Here is a 21,361-nt window from a genome sequence, read left to right on the forward strand (position 1 = left end):
GGGCAGGTTCGACGCCCCCTAGGCTGCTAAAAACCCCCACGGTTGAAGACGAATTCACCCCCCACCACGGTCGCCACGGCTGAAACATTCTGGGATTGTTCAATGGCAAGGCCCACGATGTCCTGGTCCAGAATGGTCAGGTCGGCATCCATGCCGGCCGTCAGGGTGCCCAGATGGGCCTCGTCGTGGGTCAGGTATGCGCTGTCGGCCGTCAATGCATGCAGGGCTGCGCTGGTCAAGCTTTTGCGCTTCACCCAGGACCGAACCGCCGCTGGTCAGCCTCGTCACCGAGGTGCGGAAAGTGGCCAGCGCGTCCATCGGCGTAATGGGGCAATCCGAATGCATGCCGAAGTGGAGGCCGCCATCCTGCGCATCACGGGTGGGATCAATCCTGGCGGCACGTTCGGCACCAATGAACCGGTCGCGGTGCCGATCCCCCCAGTAGTACACGTGGTTGGCGAAAATGGACGCCACGGAGCCTGACTCGACCAGCGACGCGATGTCCTTGGCCGACGCCATCTGCAGGTGTTCCACCCGGTGCCTCGGATCGCTTTGGTTCGAACTGCCGCGCAAGGCCGCAAACGCCCCGGCCACGGTGGAGATGGCCAGATCACCGTTGGCATGAACCGCGCACTGGCCGCCGGCGTCGTCAATGCGGCGCAGGAGCCCTGCCAGCTCCTCGGGGGAATACAGCAGCTCGCCGCACTGGGTGTCCTGGCAGGAGTAGGGCTCTTTGAGCGCACCCGAAAGCCCCTGGATGGAACCGTCCGACCAGAATTTTGCCCCGGCCACCCTGTAGTTGCCCACGGCAGGCCGGGCAAAAAGGTCCGGTGACCCTTCCAAATACCGCAGGGCGAGGTCCGACCTGACGTATCCGGTCACCCGGATCGAGAGTTGGGACTCTGCTGCCAGCTTGCGCCACGTGTCGATTTCCAAGTCGCCGGCCATGATCCCCACGCCTAGGTCGTGAATGGAGGTCATGCCCCGTTCAGCGGCTACCCCCGCAGCGTAGAGGGCGGCGTCTTTGACGTCCTGTTCAGAGACGGGCGGGATGGCGTCAAGAACGGCATGCACCGCGCCCATCTCCCACATCAGACCCGTCAATTTCCCGGGTTCATCCCGGACGAACCGCCCGTCCGATGGGTCTGCCCGATCCTCATGTATGCCGGCCAGATCAAGTGCCAGGGAATTCGCGACGGCAAAATGACCCGAAATGTGGGAGACAACCAGGGGCACGTCACGGCTGACGGCATCCAGATCCTCGCGGTTGGGATGCCGCCCCTCGGCCAGTAGTGTGTCGTCATAGCCCCAGCCGCGCAGCCACTTGCCGTCGGCCAGCGCCCCCAGGTCACGGCGAAAGGCCGCCTGGATATCTGAAATGCTGCCGTTGAGCGGGCTACGGCAGTCCGTCCAGTTCCGGGTGAGTCCGAAAAACACGGGGTGGACGTGGGACTCGATTAATCCGGGGACCACTGTGGCGCCGTCGAGGTTGATGCGTCTGGGCGCCGGGCCGGCAGCCGCCTCCACCTCCTCCAGCGACCCTGCACTGAGGACTCTGCCGCGGTCCACGGCGAGTGCCTCCACGGGATCGCTCCAGGCGTCCAGTCGAATGGTTCCGTTTGTGAAAATTGCAGCTGACATCTACGAAGCGCTCTCTTTCCGGGCCGTGTGGTGGGTCCACCCGGCCGGGGCACCGGAATCGGCAGGGATGCGGCGCCGGCGCGCCGCAAGGGATTGGGTGGGCTCGGCGGCCGGGGAGACCAGCCGGCCGATGCCCACAACCAGCAGATTTGCCGCCAGCGCCGGCACCCCGATGTTAAGCCCGCCCAGCGTGGCTCCGGAGAGGTAGATGCCAATGGAGGTCAGGGCGCCCACCGCGAGTCCTGCGGCCATGGCGCCGGGACGTACCCGGGTCGGGAAGATCATGAGCAGGACCGGGACAATGAGCTGGGTCAGCCCGTAGTAGGCGGTGTTGATCAGGGTTCCCATGATGGTGGGAACCACCAGCGTCAGCACGATGGAAATGGCCAGATAGACGAAGATGACCACCTGCGTCATGGGCTTTTGCCTGGCTTCACTGATATTGGTCAAAACATTTCTGGAGAAAAGCGTGCCGATGACCAGCGCTGACGCGGCGAGCACCACGATTGCACACAGGGCCGCTCCCCCGGCGACCAGGCCCACCAGCCAGTCGGGCAGAAGCTGGCGTGCCACCTCAATGAAGGCAAGGTTGGTGTCCGCCCCGGTCAGGCCTGGCGCCGCCGAGATGGCGAAGAATGAGGTGAGCAGGATGAAGGGGTACATCAGCATGTAGAGGGGCATGACGATCTGGGTGTACCTGATGCTGACCGGCGATTTCCCGCTGAGCACCGCCTGGATGACGAACGGGAACATGTAGAACCCGATGGTTTGGAACAGGAGGGTGGAGATGGTGTTGAGCATCGGAGCCCCGCCGGGGATGGTGGTGTGCTCCGAGCCCACATTCGCGTGAGTGATGATGGTGGCGACGTTGGGGACCTTGTTCAGCACGAAGCCGGCGACGACCAAGATGACGGCGATCAGGGCAAGGTCTTTCAGGAAGCTGACAAAGGCTGGTGCCCTGATGCCCGAGAGCAGGACAAACACCAGCGAAATTCCGACGCCAATGAGAACCGTCACCAACGGCGTCAGGCCCAGGCCCAGTCCGTTGAGGGCAACCTCCAGCCCCGTCAGCTGGAGCTGGGCCCAGGGGATCAGGAAAACAACACCGATCAGTGCGGCCGTCAGTTCCAACGGCCGGGACTTGAAATGTCCGCGGAAAATGTCTGGAAGTGTCATGGCGTTGTATTGGCGCCCGGCCTTCCACAGCAGTGGAAGCAGGAAGTAGCCGATGGGGTACCCCAGGAGAATGTAGCCCATGAACCACACCGCGAATCCCACGCCGTGCGCATAGACACCGCCCGGGAACCCGATGATGGTGCCAATGGAGTACACCTCCCCCACCACCATGATGAACACAACCACCGAGCCGAAGCTTCTGCCGCCCACCAGGAAGTCGGCTGTTGACTTGCCGGCACCGACGCGTGAATACAGGCCAATCCCGACGGCGAGCAGCAGGACAATGACGAACATGACAATGGTCATGGGGCCACCTCCGCGGCCGCATCCTCAAACTCGTCCAGCTGGTAGTCAGCATGCTTGTCAAACAACCGCCAGCTGATCCACATTAGCAGGCTCGTCACCGGAAACATGATGAACATGAACAGCAGGATCAACGGTATGCCGAAGATGGTTGCCGTTGACCCGCCAAGCAGTAGCACCCCAAGTGTCACTAGGGTGATTGGTGTAATCAGAGGATGACAACGCTCGCCGTTCTGGGAATCATGGCTTCTTCCTTTGAAGTGGGTTGTGTCACATTATTCTGACTTTTTATGGCCCTCACAAGGTCCAGTATTTTGACTTCCACCAGTCCAGAAAGGCGCAGTGGGCTGCTATCCTCGGGCCATGGCAAGAACACGGCAGCAAACGCCGAACGACCTAGCGCTGATCCAGGCCCCGCCCGGCACACCGCTGCATTTGCGCGTTCGCCGCACCGTGGAGGGTTTCATCGCTTCCGGCGTCTGGCCCACCGGCACAAGGATCCCCTCAAGCCGGCAAATCGCTGAGCTCCTGGGCGTTTCCAGGACCACCGTCCAGGCCGCCTATAGCGGACTGCTCGATGACGGGTTCATCGTCGCCAAGTCGCGCTCAGGGTTCTTCGTCAACCACCAAATCAGCCCCATCAGCGTTGACCACGGCAGCAGTCCCGGCGTGCACGCCAGCCATGCCGAGATCGACTGGGTCCAGCTGGCGTCATCGGCTGCCCCAGCCCTGCCCGAGCTGGACAGGGAACCGCGATGGTGGACTTTCGAGTATCCCTTCGTCACCGGCCAGCACGATCCCGCGCACTTTCCCGCGGCAGCCTGGATTCGGGCCCTGAAGGCCTCACTGGCCACTGACGAGCACCGCCACGCCAGCCTGGACGACGTGCTCATGGACGATCCCCTGCTGCTGGAGACCATCTGCCAACTCATCCTGCCGGCGAGGGGGATCTTCACCGAACCGGACAATGTGCTGATCACCCTTGGCAGCCAACAGGGCCTGCAGCTTCTGGGCGAAAGCCTGCTGCATCACGGCGATTCCGTTCTCGTGGAAAGCCCTGGGTATCTCGACGCCCGTCACGTCTTTTCCCGGGCCGGCGCCAACCTCGGGTACCTTCCGGTGGACGCCGAGGGGGCCATACCGCAGGAATCATATTCGCATGCAAAATTGATCTACCTGACCCCCAGCCACCAGCACCCCACCAACGTGACGCTGACGGCCAAACGGCGCCTGGACATTATTGGGGACGCCTCACGCCACAACTTCATCATTGTCGAGGACGACTACGACTCGGAGCTGCGCTACGAGGGGCAGCCCTCCCCGGCGATGGCGGCCTTGGACCCCAACGGGCGGACCATCTACCTTGGCACCATGTCCAAGGTCCTGGCACCCGGCATTCGCATCGGATTCCTGGTGGGCCCGTCACCACTCATTGCCATCCTGCGCAAGGCCCGGCGCTACCAGCACAGGCAGCCGCCCGGACAAATTCAACGGGCTGTGGCGCTCCTGTACCAAAGCGGGGATTTCAGGACGTCGATGCAGTCCTACAGGCGGGCCCTGGGCACCCGCTGGCATACCGCCTCAGCAATTGCGCGCGAGATATTTCCCGACGAGCAGACGCTCCCGCCGGGCGGAACCGGCCTTTGGCTCAAGGCCCCCGCCCAGGTGGACACCCGGGAACTGCGGGTCCTGGCCAAGAGGAACGGAATCCTGTTCGATTCAGGCGAAAAGTATTTTGCCACCCGGCATGCCTCCAACAACTACATGCGGATCGGGTTCGCCTCCATTCCCAATGAGCGGATCGAGCCCGGACTGCTGAAGCTTGCCGCGCTTTTCGACCAGGACCCGACGTGAGCGAATCCGCCGGCTAACTGCTGCAGCAGCCCCGTCCCGACCAATTTCCCCCAAGTGACCGTTGACGCCGGTGCCGGACCGTGGTGATAGGCAGTAGCCTGCATTGCGCGCCTCCGCCGTCTCGAAGGGACCCCTGAATTGACCGAGTACCAGTTCGCCCAAGTTGATGTCTTCTCCCCCACCCCGTGCCTGGGCAACCCTGTCGCCGTCGTCCTGGCCGACGACGGCGTGAGCGAGCAGGCCATGGCGCGGCTGGCCCGGTGGACCAACCTGTTCGAGACGACGTTTGTGCTTCCTCCCACCTCCCACTACGTACAAGGTCCCCACCCAGTACAGGCTGGCGTAGCTGGACCCGGGCTAGAGGACTGGCCATCCGCCACAACGAACACCCCGTAACTGGGGGCCTGGTCCACGTGGGCATCAAGGAACTCGGGCGAATCCCTGACGGTAGCGGCCATAAGGTTCTGGGCAAGGCCGCCAGAAACCCACAACAAAACCAAAATGGCCGCGAACCGCCGCCCTGGCGACGACGTTCTGCACAATACCCACGATGACCACTCAGGATTGGCTTATACCGAAATCCTCACGTATGAGAAAAGAGAAACCGCAGCCGGGTTCTGGGAACACCCCAACAGATATTTCACCGGTGCCGGGACCACTGCAGCAGACCGTCACGTTGGCCGAGCTGCTCACAGAACACAGCCCGGGCTGGGAGCCGCCGCCGCCGGCACGGCGCGCCCTGATCCAGACGCGCTGCCACCAGCACGCGGTCACGGGATTCGACGCCGTGCGCGAGTCCGCGCCGGACGATGTGGTGCTGGCCGATGGATTCAGCTGCCGGACCCAGATCGAACAGGGCAACGCCGCCGGCCGCTAGTGTGTGCACCTGGCCGAGCTGCTGGCCTCGGCACTGCATGAGCGGGGAAAGGATGGAGACGGAAAGGAAAGCAGAAAGGATCGGGACAGGGAGGCCGGGGGGCACGAAGGATGGGCACAGAAACGTCGGGGGCACGGAGGATGGCGTTGGCCCGGCGAATGAAGTGCGCGCACCACGCCCGCGCACTTCCCGCAAAGCCTCCTATCTGGCCCTGGCCGTGGTGGCACTCGCCGGCGTTGACCGGTTGACTACCGTGATCTGTTAGCATTGGTGACTGTGTGCCCGTGCAGGTCGGCGGTCACTACAGGTTGGCCGGACGTTCACCGTAATTCGAGCATCCCCACGCCGCTGTCAATGGTCAACCTACGCCCTCTACGACCGAAGTCCGCTTTAAAAAGAGAGTTCATACGTGGCTAATATTAAGTCCCAGAAGAAGCGCATTCTTACCAATGAGAAGGCGCGCCAGCGCAACAACTCAGTGAAGTCCGAGCTGAAGACCGCTATCCGTGCAGTACACGTCGCGGTCGAGGCTTCCGATAAGGATGCCGCTGCTGTTGCCCTGGTTGGCGCGAGCCGCAAGCTGGACAAGGCCGTTGGCAAGGGTGTTATCCACGCCAACAACGCCGCAAACCGCAAGTCGGCCATCTCCAAGAAGGTTAACGCCCTCTAGGGACCCGTTGCTACCCTTTCACGGGAGTATCCGGGCGCTGTAGCGCTCATGCATCGGCTGTGGCCGGCACCTTCGGGTGTCGGCCACAGTTCGTTAAAGGGCCAGTTTGTGCGTTACCGCCGGCGGGCGGAGGTGGCGATCACCGTCACGGCCCGTTCCACGGCGTAGACCGGGTCCTTCGCTTCCCCCTTGACCTGGGCATCGGCGTCCGCCAGGACCTGGATGGATCTGATCAACGCCTCGGCGCTCCAGGCACCGATGTCCCGTCGCGCGGAATCAACCTGCCACGCCTGCATGCCGAGGTCCTTCGCTATCTGCGCCGAACTCCCCCGGGCCGAATGCACCTTGGCCAACGTCCTGACCTTCATAGCCAAGGCCGCCACCAGCGGCACCGGGTCCACTCCGGTGGCCAGTGCATGGCGCAGCGAGGAGAGTGCCACAGGGGCGTTCCCGGCCAGCGCGGCGTCGGCCACCCTGAATGCGGTGGCCTCCACACGGCCACCGTAATACTTATCCACCATGTCGGCGGACACCGACGCGGCTCCTTCCGCGGAGGGAACATCGGCGATCAACTGACTGCACGCGGCCGCCAGTTCCGCCAGGCTGGCCCCGACCGCCGCAACCAACGCGCGCACGGCCTGCGGATCGATCCGCCGCCCGGCCTGCCGGAACTCCGCGCCGACGAAATCCGCCTTTTCCTGGTCCTTCTTCAGCGGGAGGCATTCCACCACGGGCGCGCCGCTGGCTTTGACAGCATCCAGCAGTTTTTTTCCACGGGTACCGCCGCCGTGGTGGAGGGCGACGACGACGTCCGGCTCGGGCGAGTTGAGGTATGCCAGTGCTTCGGTCAGGAAATCGTCATTCATGGCGGCGAGCGCCGATACCTCGATGAGTTTTGCTTCGCCGAACAGGGACGGGCTGGACAGCATGGTCAGCTGGCCGGCGGTGTAGGCGGAGGCGTCCACTGTGGTGACCTCGAGCTCCGGGCTCTCCGCGCGGAGTTTACGGCGCAGGTTTTCCAGCGCCCGACCGGCAATGAAGTCTTCCGTCCCGTGCACCAAAACCACACTGGCGGGCGGAACATCGCGCCAGCTCACCATCCGGACCGTCCCGGCGGTGCCGCGTACCGCTGCCCGGGACAGACTCTTGGATGCGGCGGAGCTGGTGCCGCGCCCTGCTGCGGGAGGGGTCATCGACGCGCCAATGGGATAAGAGAGGTCATATAACCAGCCTGCCATGGTGCTGCGACATTCCCTATCCGACGAATCCCGGCTGCATCCGCCGGCCCCTGGAGGCAACGTCGGTATTTCAGTGTGCGCCCGCTGTATTGAGCAGCCAGGCAAGGACGGCACCGGTGACGGAGGCCAGGGCGACCCCGCCGGGCAGCCCGGCCGCGCCCCGCCACCGGGGCGGTAACCGGGCCCGCAGCCGGAGCGCCGTGGCGGCAATCCGCCGGTGATGGACGGTGCCCCACAGCCCCGCGACGGTGACGGCCGAAAGCCCCGCCATCGAGGTAACTCCGGCTACTCCTTCCGGCCACGGCTGGGCGGCACCGGGCAGACCGGAGAAGAACCGTGCGACGAAGGCCACCCACTGTGCACCAATCCCGGAGAGGAACACCAACGCCGGTACCGCCCACGGCGCGAGCGCCAGCGCGACGAGGCCCAGGGTCCCGATGCCTGTCACCAGGGCAATGACCGGTGCCGCGGCCATGTTGGCGGGCAGCGAATAGGCCATCAGCTGCGGTTGCAGCAGAACTATAACCGGAGCGCAGAACAGCTGGGCTGTCAGCGGCACCGCGACGGCCTGCGCCAGCCAGTGCGGGAACCACGCCAGCAGCCATCGGCTGCATTGCTTCCCCACGAGCAGCAGGCCCAGGGTGGCCAGTACGGAGAGAATGAAGGCGTAATTTACGGCAAGCCAGGGATCCACCAGCAACAGGCCCACTACAGCGACGGCCAAAAGCGCGGAGACCCGCTTTGGCCGTCCGGACAGCATCGCCAATATGCCGATTACCCCCATTAAGGCCGCCCGGAGCACGCTCGGATCCGGTCCGACGACGGCGACAAAGCCGGCGAGACCGGTCACAGCCAGTCCCGCCGCGAGCCACCTCGGGCAACGCACACATCGGGCCAGATAGATCAGACCGCCGAGGATCAACGTGCAGTTCGCTCCACTGACAGCGGTCAAATGGGTCAGGCCCACCTGCTTCATGGCGGCGTCGAGATCCGCCGGCTGGGCCGAACGGTCCCCGGTGATCATGCCCGGCAGCAGGCCGGCGGCATCCGGCAGGACGGTACCCGACAGCGACTGCGCCGCGGCCCTCCACCCCGCGCGCAGTTCCGCCGCCCAGCGGGTCCAGCCCTGCTGAACGGCGATCACGCGGGGAGCGGATTTAGCGGCGAAGTACGCGACGGTATCCGCCCCGGCGTCCGTGGCCTTCAGCGTTCCCGCGGCGGCAACATACTGCCCGGTCACCACCGTGTCCCAGTCGGCACCGCCCACCACCAGCACCGGTGCGGCCGCCTCGAACCGTAGGCCGCCGGATGTTGCCTCCGTTAGGAGCGCTTCCACGATCACCTTCCCGCCGGAAGCTGGCCCACTGACGGGATGTGGATCGGCGCGCACCAGCAGCACGGCCGTCACCGTCACGGAACCGGTGATCGCCTGCCCGATCGGTCCTCGGGTCTTGAAGCCGGCCTGCGCACCGGCCACCAACAGGACCCCGGCAACGCAGAGGAGCGCGAGCACCGCCGCCGGAATCGCGCGCAGCAGCCCTGACTGCCTGGGCTTTCTCGTCCTACTGCGGCGCCGGCTCCGGCCAGGAGCCAGCGCCATGCGAGCACCGACCCAGATGGCCGGACCAAGGAGGCAGGCCACGAGACCTGCGCGGACTGCGTCCGTTGCCGGCATGGCGGTGCCGGCCAGCGCCGCAGTCCAGCTGCACACTGTTGCCGGAACCAGCCGCATGTCAATCCGTCGCAGCGCACCGGGCGTTCCCGGCCCGCCGTCGTTCTGCCGTCCGCCCGGCGCGCCCGCCCTTGCCCGGGCAGCGAAACGGCGGACCAATTCCGGACTCCGCCATGCGGGGCGCCTGATGGACCGGGCGGAGGGGACCGGTGGACGAATCGCCTCATCCGGCAGATCCGTCCGCGGTCCGCTCCCCACCGCGGCCTGGAGGTAGCGCTGCCAAGGCTGCTTGGCCGCTTTGGGCGCCTCCGGTTCCGCCGCCGCGTCGTCCGGACGTGCCCGGTCTTTCGTCATGACCGCGGCTCGCCTTACACCGTTACGAGTGGCAGCAGAGCTGCCAGAAGCTTGGGACCGATGCCATCAACGGCGTCCAGTTCCTGGGTGCTGGCAAATTTGCCGTGCTGCTGCCGGAAATCCACGATCCGCTGTGCCAGCACGGGGCCTACCTTCGGTAGTGTCATCAGTTCCTGGACAGCGGCGCTGTTCAGATTGACCTTGACCGCGGAGGGCTTTGCGCCGGCCGGGTTGACGCCGGACGACGTACCGGCGGAAGCACCCGCCGCGGGTGCCTCTGCAGCCTGGTCCCGGGTAGGGACGATGATCCGCTCCCCGTCGGCCAGCACTGCCGCGAGATTGACGGCTTCCACGGCGGCGTCCGGCAGCTCACCACCGGCTGCCTCGATGGCCTCGTAGACGCGGCTTCCCGAGGGGAGTTCCACAATTCCCGGGTGTGCCACAGCCCCGGCGACGTGGACCAGGACAGCGGCGCCGCCGGTCCTCCCCGCGTCCGTATTCGTGGCGGCGGGGACCGTCGCCTCCCCCGAGGGCTCCCCCGAGGGTTTACCCGATTCGCCGGTGCCGGGGACCTTCACCTTCACCGACGGGCCAACGTCCACGCCTTGGGGTGCCAGCTGCTGGCCCATCGTCGGGAGCAGCAGAACCAGAACGCCGCTGGCCAGCAGAGCAAGGATGATCAGCAACGCGGCCGAGCCTACCCGCCAGCGCAGTCGTCCAAACATGGGAGGTACTCCGCTAGGACTGCTTGCCATCTCCCGTTGCACCGGAAGGACCGTCGAGGCGTCGGCAACCGGATGTTCCGTCCTGTCGGCGGGACCGGGCAGCTCCCGGTAGGTCACGCCGGCAGCCGACAGTTCAGCCGCCTCGGGGCCCGCAGGCGTGGCCGCTACGGCTGCGTTCTCCAGCCCGGGGTCCACAACGGACGGGGGCTGCAATAGGGCGCTCAGACGATGGAACGGCCCCGTTTCCGACGCCGCGCCGCAATGCCTCGCCCGACTGACCATGACTACCATGCTAGGCACGTCAATGTGGGGCAGTGAGCGGGAGGAACAATCTGTGACCGCTGCCGGGCGCCGCCCCGGTTGTGCAGGACCAGTTCAAGAACAGGGGCCGCGAAGACGCCAACCAGTTCCTTTTTGTTCGTATCCATGCGACACGTTCGTATCCAGGCGACAAGCCGGAACCGATTAACCTACCTTCGTGCGGCAGGGGCGGTCAGCCGATTGGCGGTAGGGACGCAAAACGGTCCGGTGGGATCGGTCCCTGTATTTGGGCTACACGACCGTATCCGCACGGTCCTCACCCACAATGACGGCGAGGACACCGAGCCCGGCATGCGCAGCCAGCACGGCGGGCAGCCCGGTGACCATGATCTCGGACAACTCCGGTACTCCGGAGGCCAGGCGGCCGGCGAACTCCCGTGCCTGCGCCTCATTCCCGAAATGGTGGACGGCTGCCTTGGCCATCCCGGCGGGCCGAGCCGCGATGTCAGCGAGAACCAGTTCCTCCAGCCGGGCAACGGCCCGGGCGGACGAGCGCACCCTTTCCAGCGGGATGATCCGCCCCTCCTGCACCGACAGCAGAGGCTTGATGGCAAAGACGGTTCCCAGCAACGAGGCCGCAGCACCGATCCGGCCGCCGCGCCGGAGTTGGTCAAGGCTCGGCACATAAAAGTAGATCCGGGCCGCGGCCAGCTGGGCCGTCGCAGCCGCGGCGACGCCGGCGCGGTCCAGGCCCGAGGCGGCGGCCAGCAGCGCTCCCTGGACACCGAATCCCTGCGCCATGCCTGCCGTTCTGCTGTCGATGACCTCGACCGGAAAATCCGTGCGGGACGCCGCCAGTAAGGCCGCCTCCACCGTGCCGGAGAGGGCGCCGGAAATGTGCACCGAAACCGCTGACTCGAAGCCGCGCGCGCGGGCGGAACGAAAGGCCCGTTCAAACTGACCCGGTGAGGGGCGCGATGTCCGCACCGGTTTGCCGGCCGCCAACGCCAACGCGATCGATTCGCCGAGATCGTCCACGCCCTCGCCAAAGGTCTCATCACCCACCAGAACGGGCATCGGCACGATGGCCAGCCGGCCGTCGTCGGGCAGGGATCCGGTCCAGTCGAGCGGAAGCGCCGCCGCGGAATCCGTGATGACGGCCACCGACGGGTGCACGGCGGACACGGGCTCCTGACCGGGCCGTTTCCGGGCCAGCTGATCGCGCAGCCAGGTCAGGACCGCCGGTTCGCGCTGCGGCATCTCATGCCTTCCTTATCTGGCGCTGCCCGTACCGCTGGAGGATCCCGCGGAACGGACAGCAGTGAAAAGCACCGGCGTACGGCGGCCCGCGGGTCTAGGCCGGAACGATGTTGACCAGTTTAGGCGCCCGCACGATCACCGTACGCACCCCGCGTCCATCCAGGGCACGAAGTACAGGCTGCGAAGCCAGTGCCAGCGTGCGCAACTCTTCCTCGCAAATATCCGGTGACACCTCCAGCCGGTCCCGGACCTTCCCCTGCACCTGCACCACAGCCGTCACCGTCGCCAGCACCAGCAGGGTCGGATCCACGGCTGGCCAGCCGGCGGTGGCAACCGACGCCTCATGTCCCAGCGCACTCCACAGATCTTCGGCCGTGTAAGGCGCAAAAAGGCTCAGGACGACGGCAACCGTCTCGGCTGCTTCGCGAACGGCCGGGTCCGCTCCGCCGGCGCCGGAATCGATGACCTTCCGGGTGGCATTGACGAGCTCCATCAGCTTGGCCACCACGACGTTGAACTTGTGGTGTTCCATTAGTTCGGCCGCGTCGGCAATGGTCCGGTGAGTGATGGAGCGAAGGGCGCGGTCCCCCGCAGCGGGATCGCTCCCCGGGCTGCTGGTGACGTCATTGCCAAGACGCCAGGCACGGGCCAGGAACTTCGCTGAACCCGAGGGGGAAACATCCGCCCAGTCGACCTCATCCTCCGGTGGACCCGCAAAAATCATGGTCAGCCGGATGGCGTCGACACCGTATTTGTCCAGCTGTTCGCCCAGATCCACGCCGTTGCCCAAAGATTTACTCATGGCCTTGCCGCCGTTCAGCACCTGTCCCTGATTCAGCAGCGCGCTGAACGGCTCGTCGGCGTCGAGCATTCCCATGTCATGGATGACCTTGGTGAAAAACCGCGCGTACAGCAGGTGCAGAATGGCGTGCTCCACCCCGCCGACGTATTGCCCCACCGGCATCCATTCATCGGCCTTCTGCGGATCAAAGGGGCCGCCGGTGTAGTCCGGAGAGACGAAGCGCAAAAAGTACCACGACGAGTCGACAAAGGTGTCCATGGTGTCGGTGTCCCGTTTGGCCGGACCGTGGCACTGCGGGCAGTCGACGTTGACCCATGCCTCGGCCGCGGCCAGCGGGGACGTGCCCTTGGGCGAGAGGTCCTCACCGCGCAGGTCGGCGGGCAGGGTGACTGGCAGCTGATCATCCGGAACCGGCACCTCACCGCAGGCGCCGCAATGGATGATGGGGATGGGCGTGCCCCAGAAACGCTGCCGGCTCAGGAGCCAGTCGCGCAGCCGGAAGTTGACGAACTTCTCCCCCGTGCCCTGGCGCCGCAGGATGTCAATGGCGGCCGGAACCGCCTCGCTCTTGGGCAGGCCGTCCAGTTCCCCCGAGTTCACCAGCGTGCCCTCACCGGCAGTGGCAACGCCGGAGACGGCCGGGTCATCCTGTCCGGTCTGCAGGACCACGCGGACCGGCAGATCGAAGGTCCGGGCAAAGTCCAAGTCGCGCTGATCATGCGCAGGCACGGCCATGATGGCGCCGGTGCCGTAGTCGGCCAACACATAGTCAGCGGCCCAAACGGGCAGCTTCTCGCCATTGAGCGGATTGACGGCGTAGCGGCCGGTGAAAACACCTGTCTTCTCACGTTCGGTGGACTGGCGCTCGATTTCGCTGAGCTTCTTCACCTGCTCGCGGTAGTCGGTCAGCGCCGCGGCGTGTTCGGAGGACACCAGTTGTTCGGCCAGCGGCGCATCCGCGGCCACCACGAAGAAGGTCGCCCCGTACAGCGTGTCCGGCCGGGTGGTGAAGACCGGAACCTCGTGCTCCGGCTGATCCGGAGTCGCTTCGATCACGAAACGCACGTGTGCACCCTCGGAACGACCGATCCAATTGCGCTGCATCGCCAGCACACGCTCGGGCCAGTGCCCCTTGAGCTCGTTCATGTCATCCAGCAGCCGGTCAGCGTAGTCGGTGATCCGGAAGTACCACTGGTTCAGGGATTTCTTGGTGACTTGCGTGCCGCACCGTTCGCAGGCCCCGTTGACCACCTGCTCGTTGGCCAGCACAGTCTGGTCCTTCGGGCACCAGTTAACAGGGGAATTCTTGCGGTAGGCCAGGCCACGCTGGTAAAAGCGCTTAAACAGCCACTGGGTCCACCGGTAGTACTCCGGATCCGAGGTCTGCAGCCGCCGGGACCAGTCAACGGAGATGGCGTACCGGCGGAAGGACGCGGCCTGCGTGTCGATGTTGGCGTAGGTCCACTCGCTGGGATGGGCGTTGCGCTTAATCGCGGCATTTTCGGCGGGCAGTCCAAATGAATCCCAGCCGATCGGGTGCAGCACGTCGAAGCCCTGCTGACGCCAGTACCGGGCCACTACATCGCCCATCGCAAAGGCCTCTGCATGCCCCATATGCAGATCGCCGGAGGGGTAGGGGAACATGTCCAGCACGTACCGGCGTTCCTTAGAACCGTCGTCCAGCGGCACGAAGATTTTTAGGGCGTCCCAGACGGCCGGCCATTTGGCCTCCATCTGTGCGAAGTTATAGACGCCCTGCTCGTCTTTTTCTGCCTCAGTCCGGGACTGCACGCTCACGTACCCTGCCTTTACACTCATGATTGGCCTGTCGGCGGATTGCCTTCTTCACGCACAAAAGCCCCTCGACGCAGCAAATCGCCGCAGCAAGGGGCTAGCCAAGGAAGTAAGCCATACAGCCAGACTACCGCATCGGCCGAATCCGTAATCGAGGAAACAGCGGCGGCTGAGCCGCTGACTTAGGTAGGCGACGTCAGAATCCCCAACGAGGAGACAGCGGCGGCGGAGCCGCTGATTTATGTAGGCGACGTCAGAGGCCGAGGAACGAGGCCAGTAGCCGGGAAATCAGCGGTCCGCCGCCGCGTAGCGGCACCGGAAATCAGCGGTCCGCCGCCGCGTAGCGGCACCGAACACTTACCTTACGTCGTCGTCGACCCAGTCCATCGACTTCGTGACCGCCTTCTTCCACAACCGCAGCTGCCGGTCCCGCTCGCCGGCGTCCATATTCGGCTCCCAGCGCTTGTCCTCGGACCAGTTCTTGGCCAGCTCCTCGGTGTCCTTCCAGAAGCCAACGGCGAGCCCGGCCGCATAGGCCGCACCGAGCGCGGTCGTTTCGGTGACCTTCGGCCGGATGACAGGGATCCCCAGGATGTCGGCCTGGAACTGCATCAGCGCATCGTTGGCGACCATGCCGCCGTCGACCCGCAGGTCCTCCATGTCAACACCGGCGTCGGCGTTGGCGGCGTCGAGCACCTCGCGGGTCTGGAACGCCGTGGCCTCCAAGGCAGCCCGGGCAATGTGGCCCTTGTTGGCGAAGCGCGTCAGCCCCACCATGACGCCTCGGGCATCGCCCTTCCAGTACGGGGCGAACAGGCCCGAGAATGCCGGCACAATGTACACGCCGCCGTTATCTTCCACCGTGCGGGCGAGCTTTTCCACTTCGGGGGCGCTGGAAATCAGCCCCAAATTGTCCCGCAGCCACTGGATCAGGGACCCGGTGACGGCGATGGAACCCTCCAGCGCGTAGACCGGTTTCGCGTCGCCGAGCCGGTAGCAGACCGTGGTGAGCAGCCCGTTCTTCGAGTGCACAATCTCCTCGCCGGTATTGACGATCAGGAAGTTACCGGTCCCGTAGGTATTCTTGGCACCGCCCTTTTCAAACGCCGCCTGGCCGAAGGTTGCCGCCTGCTGATCGCCCAGGATGCCGGCCACGGGGACCTCCCGCAGCAACTGCGAGGTGTGCACCGTGCCGTACACCTCGGAGGAGGACTTGATCTCGGGCATCATCGAGCGCGGAACGCCAAACGCTGCCAGGATTCCATCGTCCCAGGACAGCGTTTCCAGGTCCATGAACATCGTGCGGGAGGCGTTGGTGACGTCGGTGATGTGCACGCCGCCGTCGGTTCCACCGGTCAGGTTCCAGGTCACCCAGCTGTCGGTATTACCGAAGATCAGGTCGCCGGACTCGGCCTTTTCCCGGGCGCCGTCCACATTGTCCAAGATCCACTTGATCTTGGTGCCGGAAAAGTAGGTGGCCAACGGCAGGCCGGCCTTTTGCTTGAAACGTTCGACGCCGCCGTCGGCCGCCAGCTCATCGACGATGGGCTGCGTGCGGGTGTCCTGCCAGACGATCGCGTTGTACACCGGCGTGCCGGTGGTCTTGTCCCAGACCACGGCCGTTTCCCGTTGGTTGGTGATGCCGACGGCGGCAATATCGTGCCGGGTCAGGTTCGCCTTGGACAGGGCGGTCCCGATCACCTCGCGGGTGTTATCCCAGATTTCGACAGGGTTGTGCTCCACCCAGCCGGCTTTGGGGAAAATCTGCTCGTGCTCCTTTTGCCCGCTGGAGACGATGTTGCCGTCGTGGTCGAAAACGATCGCGCGGCTGCTGGTGGTTCCCTGATCGATAGCAATTACATATTGAGACATCGTTGTTTCCTTCTGCTATGCCTGCATTTTAGGTGGGTCTGCTGTTAACGTACTCCTGTGTTTACTTGACCAGCAGTGGCATGATCTGCACGCCGATGCCCGCCAGCACTCCACCGATCAACGGACCGACCACCGGCACCCAGGCGTAGCTCCAGTCGCTGGAGCCCTTGCCCCTGATCGGCAGCAAGGCATGCGCAATACGCGGGCCCAGGTCGCGGGCGGGGTTGATGGCGTACCCGGTGGGTCCACCGAGGGATGCGCCGATGCCGACGACGAGGAGGGCTACCGGCAGCGGGCCAAGGTTCGCGGCACTCTTGCCGAAGAGCAGGATGACGAAGACCAGCACGAAGGTGCCGATGATTTCGGTGACCACGTTCCAGCCGTAATTGCGGATGGCCGGCCCGGTGGAGAAGACGCCCAGTTTGGCTGCCGCGTCCGGCTCGGCGTCGAAGTGCTGCTTATATGCGAGCCAGCACACGACCGCGCCGAGGAAGGCACCGAGCATTTCGCCGCCCAGCGAGGTGAAAATACTGCCGGCATCCACCGGAACACCGGGCGCGAATTCCTTCGCGCCGCTGACCAGCACGCCGATGGTTACCGCGGGGTTAAGCTGGGCGCCCGATTTGGCGGCGACGAACACACCCGCCATCACGGCAAGACCCCAGCCGAAGTTGACCATCAGGAACCCGCCGGCATTACCCTTGGTCCCCTTCAGCGCCACGTTCGCTACGACGCCACAACCCAGCAGGGTAAGCATCATGGTTCCCATCACCTCAGACAGGAACACAATTCCAAGAGACATCTTTGACTCCTCTGTTTATTCTTTTGTGGGGTTTATTCTTTTGTGGGGTTTATTCTGTTGTGGGGTTTATTCTGTTGTCCGGCTATATTCTGTTGTCAGGCTGGCCCGAGTGCTGACGGCCTGTTTCTTGTGCCCATGCCCCGTCCAGGCGGTCAGGCAATCAAGCTTTCCGCCTGGACCCCATGGAAGCGGGCCAGAATACCGTGGGCATGGTGAATCTCCGCAGCGCACCGGGCGGCATCCCAGCCCAGCGACGCGCCCAGGGCCTCGGCGGTTTCGGTCATCAGTTCCGTGCTGACCAGTCCGCGGAATGCCAGCGAGGTTCGGCGGATCAGCACGTCGATCAGATGCCCGATTTGCTCATGTTCTGCCATGAAGGCGACCTCGCGGCTGCTCAGCTCCCGGGTGGAACTGAAGACGTGGTCGTCGCCCGCCTGCAGATAGGCAATGACATCCATGGCCCGGGTGCCGTAGCGCGTCAGTAGAACAGCCACCCGTGTGGCATCTATGGTTCCGGTGGCATGGGTGCGGATCCACTGCTCGATGTCGGCGTCCGACCGGGGGAAACCGGCTCCGCCGCCGATCGGCAGCTTGGCGGTGCTGACTTGGCGTGGCTTTGCCAGAATCGCCAAAACATCATTGGCCATGTGCTCGGACAGCGCCCGGAAGGTGGTCCACTTCCCACCCACCAGGCTCAGCGTCGGAACGGCCTTCCCGGCGATGGTCCGGTCGCTGCGCTCGATCCGGTAGTCCCGGGAGACAAAACCAGGCTGGGTCTCATCATGCCGTGGGAGTGGACGTACGCCGGCGAAGCTGTAGACAATGTCCTCCCGGTCAAGGGTGATCGCGGGAAAAACGTGCCCGATCAGCTCGAAGAAGTAGTCGACCTCGGCCGGCGTGCACACGGGAATCTCGGACATATCCGCATCCACATCGGTGGTGCCGACCAGGACCCGGTCCCCCATCGGGTAGATCAGCACGATCCGGCCATCGGTGTGCTCGAAGAAGATCTCGCGTCCGTTGCACGCGGCCAGCAGTTCCGGATGGTCAAGGACAATATGCGAGCCCTTGGTGCCACCCATATACCGCGTAGCCGCCCCCATGGCCGCATTCGTCTGGTCCACCCAGGCCCCGGTGGTGTTGACAATCACGTCCGCGGTAAAAGTGAACGTGTCTCCGGTGAGCTGGTCGGTAAGTTCGACGCCGTCGTCCGTCACAGCGGTTGCGCTGACGTAGTTGGTGGCGCGCGCCAGGCTGTTCCCGGCTCCACCTGTCCCGTTGGCCCCGGCCTTTTGGCCGTCCTGCAGCACATCCAGGGTCAGCCGCTCGGGATTGTGAACCGACGCGTCATAGTAGGTCGCGGCGTATTTGATGCCCGGGTTCAGTGCGGGCAGCTCCGCCAGCGCCTTCGTCCGCCCGATGAACTGGTGCCGGGGCACGGATCCACCGTTACGGGAGAAGGAATCGTACAAGGTCAGCCCGGCCTTGATCAGGAACGCGCCGCGCTCGACGTGTTTGCCCCGCTTGTGCGTCAGGAACCGCAGCGGCGCGGACAAAATACCCGAGGTGGTGCTGAAGATAGGAATCGTCGTCTTGAGCGGCTTGACGTAATGCGGCGCGATAGCGAGCAGGCCATTGCGTTCCACCACGGATTCCTGAACAAGCCGGAACTCACCATTCTCCAGATATCGGATGCCACCGTGGATCATATGCGAGGATGCGCCGCTGGCCCCCTGGCAGTAATCGCCGCGCTCCACGAGCACCACATCGATGCCCTGCAGGGCAAGGTCCCGAAAAGTACCGACGCCGTTGATTCCGCCGCCGATGATCAGGACCTGGGCGTGTGGCCTGCTGCGAAGGTGGTCCATCCCGGGCCGCCCTGTGGCGTTGTGGGTTGTGGCATTGTCTGCCGTGGCGTCTTGCGCGGTGTCGCCGGCGGATGGGCCGGCCGATCCAGTGATACTCAATGCGATGACCCCTTCGAGTCCCGAAGTTCGCGCCCTTGGGCGCCTTCTCCCACTATTGTTGAGACAGCCGGAAAATATAGTCAACAGGTATGCACAAACGTGCAGAACGGAATCCCCCCGATGCCGGTAACGCGGACAAAACAGTCAGACAGCCTTCGTGCGGCGCAGATGTACTACCTGCAGGACCTCACGATGGACGCAATAGCGCGCGAGCTGCGGACTTCCCGCTCCACCGTCTCCCGGCTGTTGGCCTCTGCCCGGGAGAGCGGGCTGGTGCAGATCCAGATCCGCAGCCCTCGGGGCAGCGCGCCGGAACTGGAGCGGGTGATCCGGAGCAGCTTCAAGGTTGATGTGCATGTGGTGCCGGTGCTGGATACGCTGAACGAAGCGGAGGTGCTGGAGCGGGTGTGTGTCCAGGCGGCTAAGCTGATCGGACCGCTGGTGGAATCCAACGCCATCATTGGGGTCGCGTGGGGGTCCACGCTCAGTACGGTCAGCCGTCACCTGACGCGCAAGATCACGCACGGGAGCACCATCGTGCAACTCAACGGCGCGGGAAACACTCAGACCACCGGCATCACCTACGCCAGCGAAATTATGCGCCGCTTCGGCAATGCCTATGAAGCCAAGGTTGAACAGTTTCCCGTTCCGGCGTTCTTCGACCATGCGGAGACCAAGACGCTTATGTGGGCCGAACGCAGCGTGCGGCGGATCCTCGATCTGCAGGCCCGGATGACGATGGCTATATTCGGCGTCGGTTCCATCGATGCGGACATACCAAGCCACGTCTACTCCGGCGGCTACCTGGACGAATCGGACCTTGATTCGCTGGCCGCCAGTGCTGTGGTGGGTGACGTGGCCACGGTATTCTTCCGGGCGGACGGATCAGAGGACGGGATTGTGGTGAACCAGCGCTCCAGTGGGCCCGATCTGGAGATGCTCCGGACCGTGCGCCGACGGGTCTGCGTGGTCTCGGGTGCATCCAAGATCAACGGGCTGCGTGGCGCGCTGGCCGCAGGACTGGCCACGGACCTGATTCTGGACGAGGCCACCGCCCGGACGCTCGTGGACCCGGACGCCGTTAACGGTCCGGACGTCATGTCAGCGCCGCGTCGGGGATATTCGGCATAGGGCCGTGGCCCGGACTAGGACAACACGTCCTTAGTGGCAAACCGGCCGTACGCCAGCGCCCCGAAAACAGCAACATACCCGGCCTGCAGCCAGGCGTTGTCGGCGAAAGAACCCCACGCGACAGGTTGGCGCAGCAGATCGGCGAAACCGAGCCAGTAGTGGCTGAACAGCCACGGGTGCAGCCACACCAACTGCGGCAGGGCGTCGAGCACCTCTGACACGACCGACAGGACGATCGTGGCGGCCATCGCCCCCACGGGAACTTCGGTCAGGGTCGAAATGAAAAGCCCGACGGCGGACAGCCCGAGCAGCGAGACCGTCACGTAAGCGGCCACCAGCAACAGCCGCAGCACCGACTGACCGACCCCGATGGTGTCGCCGGAGAGCAGCGTTACCGGGCCGACAGGGAACAGCAGGACGCCGATCACCACACCTGCCACGGCGACCGCCACGGTGGCAGCCACGCAGAACACCGCCGCGCCGGCGTATTTGACCAGCAACAGCCGCACCCGCCCCGCCGGCGCCACGAGCAGATAGCGCAGCGTGCCGAGGCCTGCCTCCCCGGCGATGGTGTCCCCCGCGATGACTCCGATGGTCAGCGGCAGGAAGAGCGGGATCGAGACCACGAGCCCGGTGACACCAACGAACAAGCCGTTTTGGGTGATCCGGTCCAAGAACGCCGGACCGCGTCCCGGTGCCACGGGGGACGATAGCCGAACTGCGACGGCGATCAGCACCGGAACCGCCGCGAGCGCCAGCAGCATCGCCCACGTCCGGCGGCGCCGGAACAGCACCGTCAGTTCCGACGCCAGCAGTGCCCACCCTGGGGCGGTGCGGCTGTGGCGGACCAGCGGGTCAAAGGAGAGGTCCCCCGGCGGGTCACTGGTCGACTCTTGGGGCACATCGCTGGGCACCTCATCGGGAACCCTCGAATCACTGGGCACCCTCGAATCACCGGGCAC

Annotated in this window: 15 protein-coding genes and 2 pseudogenes; 5 read left to right on the forward strand and 12 right to left on the reverse strand. The window is 64.8% G+C overall.

Annotated features, from left to right (window positions below; translation table 11 throughout):
- Window positions 1–26: 26 nt before the first annotated feature.
- The 3 genes and pseudogenes from ACLLJI_RS10805 to ACLLJI_RS10815 all read right to left on the reverse strand — a co-directional run bounded on the left by ACLLJI_RS10805 (window position 27) and on the right by ACLLJI_RS10815 (window position 3,311).
- A pseudogene (locus ACLLJI_RS10805) lies at window positions 27–1,641 on the reverse strand (amidohydrolase).
- Window positions 1,642–3,123 (reverse strand): sodium:solute symporter family protein, encoded by a 1,482-nt coding sequence (locus ACLLJI_RS10810; RefSeq protein ID WP_434612203.1) that lies wholly within the window; start codon window positions 3,121–3,123, stop codon window positions 1,642–1,644. It lies immediately after the preceding pseudogene.
- Window positions 3,120–3,311 (reverse strand): hypothetical protein, encoded by a 192-nt coding sequence (locus ACLLJI_RS10815; RefSeq protein ID WP_434612205.1) that lies wholly within the window; start codon window positions 3,309–3,311, stop codon window positions 3,120–3,122. Before ACLLJI_RS10815 ends, ACLLJI_RS10810 begins: the two co-directional genes overlap by 4 nt.
- A gap of 172 nt (window positions 3,312–3,483) precedes the next feature.
- Between ACLLJI_RS10815 and ACLLJI_RS10820 the strand changes: the two genes are divergently transcribed.
- The 4 genes and pseudogenes from ACLLJI_RS10820 (at window position 3,484) to rpsT (ending at window position 6,521) form a co-directional block, all read left to right on the forward strand.
- Window positions 3,484–4,974, forward strand: coding sequence for a PLP-dependent aminotransferase family protein (locus tag ACLLJI_RS10820; protein ID WP_283561846.1), 1,491 nt, complete (start codon window positions 3,484–3,486; stop codon window positions 4,972–4,974).
- Between the two features lie 138 nt (window positions 4,975–5,112).
- Window positions 5,113–5,277 (forward strand): annotated as a pseudogene (locus tag ACLLJI_RS10825) (PhzF family phenazine biosynthesis protein); the annotation flags it as partial.
- Window positions 5,278–5,620: 343 nt separating this feature from the next.
- Window positions 5,621–5,851 carry a hypothetical protein gene (locus ACLLJI_RS10830; protein ID WP_434612207.1) on the forward strand — a complete coding sequence of 77 codons (231 nt, stop codon included), beginning with the start codon at window positions 5,621–5,623 and terminating at the stop codon, window positions 5,849–5,851.
- Window positions 5,852–6,260: 409 nt separating this feature from the next.
- Entirely contained in the window at window positions 6,261–6,521 is a 261-nt protein-coding gene (gene rpsT, locus ACLLJI_RS10835) for a 30S ribosomal protein S20 (protein ID WP_283561845.1), read from the forward strand.
- 113 nt (window positions 6,522–6,634) lie between these two features.
- Here the strand turns inward: rpsT and holA are convergent, their stop codons facing one another.
- The 8 genes from holA to ACLLJI_RS10875 all read right to left on the reverse strand — a co-directional run bounded on the left by holA (window position 6,635) and on the right by ACLLJI_RS10875 (window position 19,169).
- Window positions 6,635–7,621: a DNA polymerase III subunit delta gene (gene holA, locus ACLLJI_RS10840; RefSeq protein WP_434621428.1), complete on the reverse strand. Its 987-nt coding sequence runs from the start codon at window positions 7,619–7,621 to the stop codon at window positions 6,635–6,637.
- Window positions 7,622–7,829: 208 nt separating this feature from the next.
- Entirely contained in the window at window positions 7,830–9,785 is a 1,956-nt protein-coding gene (locus tag ACLLJI_RS10845; protein ID WP_434612210.1) for a ComEC/Rec2 family competence protein, read from the reverse strand.
- A 14-nt stretch (window positions 9,786–9,799) separates the two neighbouring features.
- A complete protein-coding gene (locus ACLLJI_RS10850; RefSeq protein ID WP_434612212.1) occupies window positions 9,800–10,723 on the reverse strand; it encodes a helix-hairpin-helix domain-containing protein in 924 nt (307 codons plus the stop codon).
- A 339-nt stretch (window positions 10,724–11,062) separates the two neighbouring features.
- A complete protein-coding gene (locus tag ACLLJI_RS10855) occupies window positions 11,063–12,031 on the reverse strand; it encodes a DegV family protein (protein ID WP_434612214.1) in 969 nt (322 codons plus the stop codon).
- Window positions 12,032–12,125: 94 nt separating this feature from the next.
- Window positions 12,126–14,630, reverse strand: a complete 2,505-nt coding sequence (gene leuS, locus ACLLJI_RS10860; RefSeq protein WP_434621431.1) for a leucine--tRNA ligase — start codon at window positions 14,628–14,630, stop codon at window positions 12,126–12,128.
- Between the two features lie 354 nt (window positions 14,631–14,984).
- A complete protein-coding gene (gene glpK, locus ACLLJI_RS10865) occupies window positions 14,985–16,499 on the reverse strand; it encodes a glycerol kinase GlpK (RefSeq protein WP_434612216.1) in 1,515 nt (504 codons plus the stop codon).
- A 61-nt stretch (window positions 16,500–16,560) separates the two neighbouring features.
- Window positions 16,561–17,301 carry an MIP/aquaporin family protein gene (locus ACLLJI_RS10870; RefSeq protein ID WP_283561839.1) on the reverse strand — a complete coding sequence of 247 codons (741 nt, stop codon included), beginning with the start codon at window positions 17,299–17,301 and terminating at the stop codon, window positions 16,561–16,563.
- A 152-nt stretch (window positions 17,302–17,453) separates the two neighbouring features.
- On the reverse strand, window positions 17,454–19,169 hold the full coding sequence (locus tag ACLLJI_RS10875) for a glycerol-3-phosphate dehydrogenase/oxidase (protein ID WP_434621434.1): 1,716 nt from the start codon (window positions 19,167–19,169) through the stop codon (window positions 17,454–17,456).
- A gap of 219 nt (window positions 19,170–19,388) precedes the next feature.
- Between ACLLJI_RS10875 and ACLLJI_RS10880 the strand changes: the two genes are divergently transcribed.
- Window positions 19,389–20,399 carry a sugar-binding transcriptional regulator gene (locus ACLLJI_RS10880; RefSeq protein WP_434612218.1) on the forward strand — a complete coding sequence of 337 codons (1,011 nt, stop codon included), beginning with the start codon at window positions 19,389–19,391 and terminating at the stop codon, window positions 20,397–20,399.
- A gap of 14 nt (window positions 20,400–20,413) precedes the next feature.
- Here ACLLJI_RS10880 and ACLLJI_RS10885 read toward each other — a convergent pair whose 3' ends face one another.
- Complete coding sequence (locus tag ACLLJI_RS10885) at window positions 20,414–21,250, reverse strand: ABC transporter permease (RefSeq protein ID WP_434621437.1); 837 nt, start codon at window positions 21,248–21,250, stop codon at window positions 20,414–20,416.
- Window positions 21,251–21,361: the final 111 nt, after the last annotated feature.

The sequence above is a fragment of the Arthrobacter sp. A5 genome, from assembly GCF_051131705.1.
GTDB lineage: Bacteria > Actinomycetota > Actinomycetes > Actinomycetales > Micrococcaceae > Arthrobacter_M.